Raw genomic sequence first — 2710 nt, 5'->3', positions numbered from 1 at the left:
GAATCAAGTTATCAAACCCTGACCCTATAGATACGATCGTTTTGTTTTATGACGCATGAATTCCCCTCTTCGCAATGCGATGGACTCGGCCTTCTTTAAAATTTCAAGCCAGCACAGATACGGTCCCGAACTTTTTCCCTGCAGGCGTAAAAGACAGCCGTTCAGACCGTTGCAGCGATGACGGAGGATTCTCCGGGAAGATCCAGGGCCAGCCGCCGGGCATCCTTGAAGCCCGCCTCCCGCATCAATTCGAACAGCTGTCGAGCCGAATAGGCGCGACCGGCCGAGGTGCCCAGCAGCATGTTTAGGGAAAACAGCGCCGGGTAAAGAGGACCGCCCCGGTCGTCGTCGAGGAGGAACTCGTGTATCAGAAGCAGACCGCCCGGTTCCAATACCTCTGCGGTCTTGCTTAAAATGGCCCTGACCTCCTGCTCCCCCTCGCCATGCAGGATGTGGGATAGCCAAGCGACATCATAACGGCCCGGCAGTTCTCCTGCCAAAAAATCCCCGGCCGCGAAAGCGATACGCTCCTGCAGGCCGAAGCGGGCGATGGTCTCTTCGGCAAATCCGCGGGTAGAGGGCAAATCAAATACCGTGGCCTCGAGGTCGGAATTTTCCCGGCAAAAGTGAATGGCCCAAGTTCCAGGCCCACCCCCCAGATCCAGCAGCCGCCGACGCCCGGCCAGGTCGATTTGCGCCACCAGCTTGGGCGCCAGATGCATGGCCAGGTCATACATGCCCAACAGAAAGTTCTTTCGCCACTCCGGATCATCGCCGGCGTAAGGCGACCGCACTGGGCGACCGGTCATGACCGCTTCATCCAGATGCGCCCAGGACTCCACCAACTGGCGGTGATGGAGAATGATGTGGCCCATGTAATGGGGGGATTGCCGCGCCAGGAATTCGGCGGCACCTGGCGTACAAGTAAAGCGGCCCCCTGCTTTTTCCAACAATTGCATGGCCGCAAGGGCGACGAGCAGCCTTTCCACCCCGTCCCGGTCACCCCCCAATTCGCCTGCCAACTGTTCGGCCCCCATGGCCAGATCGTATAAATGGCTGAAGACATCCAGCTTAACGGCAGCATGCAGAGCGCAGACCCGCCAATAGCCATTGGAAAGCGCCAACAGTGCCTGGGGGTTCCACGATGCTTCGGACATCTGCACCTCCTGTTTATCGAGGCGTTGGGGCCGGTTAATCGAATTGGGCCTGGTCAGGGGGTGCCAGCCTCGGACCATCCCAGAGACCGCTCCACAGCCTGGCGCCATCGGGCATACAGTGCTTCGCGCCGGGCCGATGCCATTTTGGGCTCGTAGCGGCGGGCCAACTGCCACCGTTCCGTCAACTCATCCCGGCTTGCCCAGATGCCGACCGCCAGACCAGCCAGACAGGCGGCCCCCAGGGCTGTTGTTTCAGTAATGGCGGGAACTTCCACCGGCACGCCGAGCAGGTCGGACTGAAACTGCATGAGAAAACGATTGTCCACCGCCCCGCCGTCGGCCCGCAATTCCTGAAGTTGAATACCCGATTCGCGACTCATGGCCTCGACCACGTCACGAGTCTGATAAGCGATGCTCTCCAAGGCCGCGCGAACCAGGTGAGCCCGGCCGGTACCGCGGGTCAACCCGATGATCAGGCCCCGCGCGTATGGATCCCAATGGGGAGCACCAAGTCCGGTCATGGCCGGTACGAAATAGACATCCTCGTTGTCAGTCAGGGACGCTGCCATTTGCTCGCTTTCGGCAGCCCTCGCAAGCACCCCCAGGCCATCCCGCAGCCACTGAATCGCCGCGCCCGTGATAAAGATGGATCCTTCCAGGGCATATTCCACCGGTTCCTCGCCGAGACGCCAGGCGATGGTGGTCAGCAGCTTCTCACGGCTGACCACTGCCTGGCGACCGATATTCATCAACAGAAAGGAACCGGTACCATAGGTATTCTTGGCCAGCCCCCGCCGATGGCAGGCCTGGCCGAACAGCGCGGCCTGCTGGTCCCCGGCGACGCCGGCGATAGGCACTCGGTGACCGAAGAAGGCGCGCGGATCGGTCTCGCCGTAAATACCGGAAGAAGGCCTGACGGACGGCAGCATGTGACGAGGAATATCGAGCCGCGCCAGAATTTCGTTGTCCCAGTCGAGTTGATGGATATTGTACAGCAGGGTACGTGAGGCGTTGGAATAGTCGGTAACGTGACAACGGCCACCGGTCAACTTCCAGACCAGCCAGCTGTCGACGGTACCGAAGGCAATTTCGCCATTGGCGGCCCTGCTACGCAAACCTTCGGCATGCTCCAGCAACCAGTGCACCTTGGTGGCGGAAAAATAGGGATCGATGAGCAAACCGGTCTTCTGCTGCCAGAGAGGCTCCAACCCCTCCTGCTTGAGCTCATCGCACAATCGGGCAGTGCGGCGATCCTGCCAGACGATAGCCGGCGCGGCCGGAATGCCCGTGTGACGGTTCCACAGCATAGTGGTCTCACGCTGGTTGGCAATACCGATGGCCCGCACCTGTTGCGGCTCGGCCTTGGCCTCTTGCAGCGCCTGCTTCACCACCTCCTGCGTCACCGTCCAGATCTCCTCCGGATCGTGCTCCACCCAGCCGGGCCGCGGATAATGCTGGGATATTTCGGCCCCCGCCCGGCCACAGACCTGCCCGGCATCGTTAAAGACCAGCACGGTCGAACTCGTCGTCCCCTGATCAATTGCCAGAACGTA

General features: G+C 60.8%; 2 protein-coding genes. Both read right to left on the bottom strand.

Annotated features, from left to right (window positions below; translation table 11 throughout):
- Positions 1-161: 161 nt before the first annotated feature.
- Positions 162-1157 (bottom strand): methyltransferase, encoded by a 996-nt coding sequence (locus JQN68_RS12235; protein WP_225073806.1) that lies wholly within the window; start codon positions 1155-1157, stop codon positions 162-164.
- 53 nt (positions 1158-1210) lie between these two features.
- Positions 1211-2710 (bottom strand): glycerol kinase GlpK (gene glpK / locus JQN68_RS12230; RefSeq protein WP_249621215.1); only part of this gene is annotated, 1500 nt, incomplete at its 5' end.

Source organism: Desulfuromonas sp. CSMB_57, from assembly GCF_020194955.2.
Lineage (GTDB): Bacteria > Desulfobacterota > Desulfuromonadia > Desulfuromonadales > Syntrophotaleaceae > JAFCIY02.
This window is presented reverse-complemented; position numbering and strand designations above follow the sequence as displayed.

Bases quoted from the DNA above. Each gene is read 5' to 3' on its own strand.
- JQN68_RS12235 (WP_225073806.1), bottom strand. From the start codon at position 1,157: ATGTCCGAAGCATCGTGGAACCCCCAGGCACTGTTGGCGCTTTCCAAT.